Below are 2,637 nucleotides of genomic sequence, written 5' to 3' on the forward strand. Positions count from 1 at the left end.
GTTGGCAATAGGTAAGCGTTTGATGTAATCTCCGGCTTTTCCCCTGCTCCGCACGGAACGTGATAGTTTCCCATCATTCCGCGTTCCATCTAACTAAACTACTCGATTATAAGTTCCATGTTACTCATAGATTTTGGGTATTATATTTGTTCCATTCCGCTCATTTGACGGAACTTGTTAATCTTTTGGAGCATTGACTTTGAAATACCAAGCTTGTTTATGAGTATATCAATTGTCTTTTTATCAGTGTGATGGATTAACCTATGTACATCTTTATGGAGGATGCGTAAATTATTAAATTTATCGTTGCCGCCAAGATGTAATGGGATATAGTGATGACAGTGCACATCATTAGCACATAGAAATACACCTGTGATTTCACATTTCCCCATTTTCATACTATATCGACTTATGCGGTTATCCAAATATTCGACACTTCGTGCCGGGAGGCTCGATTTCATAAGTAAAGAAATTTCACGTTGAATATCCGGGTGTAGCAGTTTGTGAATTTGCTCTCTTCCTGCCTTTGTAAATGGAGTAAGACTTTGACTAAAGTTCATGTTATTCCTTGTTTTTACATCGGCAACGGGAAACAAATATACATTACATACCTTAAATGTTTTAATTCCCAGACTGTAGAATTTTTTATAGACTGGTGGTGGGTTTGTTGGATGTTCAAATTTCCCGATAACTTTTAGACGATTGTAAATAAACGGTCGCAGCTCGTAGGCAAGACGTGAGAATTCATTGTAGACATGTGTAGCTCGATTAAAGTAGTTATGGATTCCCAGGACAAAACTATTGAAGAGTAGTGCGTTTTGTGCAGTTGGAGAAGCTTTCAATTTTAAGATGCGTTTTTTAGCTTCTGCCTTTATCTTTTTCTTTTTGTTGGCTTTAACGCCGGTATGTGCAACTCTCTTTTGACCTTTTCTATTTGCCCGAATTGTGAATCCGAGAAATTCAGATTCATGTTTTCGTAGGTTTATAATCATTGATTTTTCAGGCGAAATATCTAGTTTCAGACGTTCTCTCAAGTATTGCCTTACGGCATGATACCACTTTAGAGCAGTTTTCCCATCTCGACAGAGAATTTTAAAATCATCTGCGTAACGTACCAGGTATCCCTCTTTAAGGTTGGTACGTTTTTTTGCATATAATTCGCCTTCTCTTGTTTTATAAGGTTTATTCAAGGGGAAAAACTCCCATTGTTTTGATACCCATTGGTCTAGGTCATTAAGGACAACATTTGAAAGTAACGGCGATAACAAGCCACCTTGCGGCGCTCCCTTTGTTGGTATTCCTTCGCCATCAATTTCAGCTTTTAGCATTTTTGAAATACACGTTAAAACCTTTTTATCTTGTATTCCCAAGTTCCATAGTTGCTTTATAAGCAAGGTGTGGTTAATGTTATCGAAAAATCCTTGAATATCAATATCTACTACATAGTGCAATGATGCTTGATTAACAAGAAATTGTACTCTTGCCATCGCATGATGGGTAGACCGAAGAGGTCTAAATCCATAGCTATGTTTATAAAATTGCGCTTCTGCAATAGGCTCAAGAACTTGTTTGAAACTTTGTTGTATAATTCGGTCGAGAATACAGGGTATTCCAAGTGGTCTCAATTTCCCGTTATCTTTCTCGATAAGTTTTCGTCTGACTTTTTTGGGTCGATAGTTTTTTAGTTTGTTTTGAATTTCTGTAACTAGTTCATTTTCTGATAGTTGTTCAATGTCTTTAATGGTTTTCCCATCTGTTCCCGGTGTTTTTGAACCTTTGTTGGTTTTTATTGAGCGATAGGCTAACAGGATATTTTCTCTTGATGTGATAATATCGTATAAAAACCTAAAGGATTTTCCTTTACTGGCACTGTCATATAAATCCGTAAAGGTATCCGTCATGCCATAGTAATCCCAATATCGTAAAGTTTGCACTGTGGCATCCTCCTCTTCGAGGTGATGTTCCCACGTTCTTACCCGACCGGTGCAACACACGTTTGGAAAATAATCATTCATTATCGCTAGACTTGGGGCTATTCCTCCACTCCCATTACAGGGCTTCATCAGTCGTACCCCTACCCTCACAAGGATAAATACATTTCGAGTAATATCTTATAGCAACCGTTTCAGGTGACAGCCCTTGTTTCAACGTTCCTTGCTTTCCAAGTACCTTACAATGTAGCTATCTATTCTTAACGTAGGTGCTTCCTTTAAGCCTGTGAACTTGATACCGCCATAGTTCGGTATAGCGTATTTCAGAGGGGGCATTTTTACTCCACACCATTCACCCCATCGTAAGATGGTCCATACGTTTCCGCATGGTCTAACTTTAGACCCTTACCTTCGGAAGTTCGTCAGTTCCTTCATGAGCGAACTATTCTCACCATATTAAGTTTTTCAGCCACGCGGCATATCCATTGGCATACCTTTTCTATTGAATGGCTCTAGTCTTTGTTCTGCCGAATCTACCTGTGCTTCACACCTCATGACCTGTCAATCATGACGCATGCAGGCGTATTGGTGGGATAGTTTCAGAAAACATGGTTTCATCATTCCTATCCTCCATTGTAAAGTTGAAGTTAATTTAATAAACTTCCTGCATTTCGCGCGGTAGCACTTATAACAGAACTTGTCGCGC

The 2,637-nt window shown here is 38.9% G+C and carries 1 protein-coding gene; it reads right to left on the reverse strand.

Translation table 11 applies throughout. The features are described 5' to 3' along the window. Positions 1 to 140 precede the first annotated feature (140 nt). Positions 141 to 1,934: a group II intron reverse transcriptase/maturase gene (gene ltrA, locus J2Y67_RS27725; RefSeq protein ID WP_310179392.1), complete on the reverse strand. Its 1,794-nt coding sequence runs from the start codon at positions 1,932 to 1,934 to the stop codon at positions 141 to 143. Between the last annotated feature and the right edge of the window lie 703 nt (positions 1,935 to 2,637).

The organism is Neobacillus niacini, from assembly GCF_031456445.1.
Lineage (GTDB): Bacteria > Bacillota > Bacilli > Bacillales > Cytobacillaceae > Neobacillus > Neobacillus niacini_I.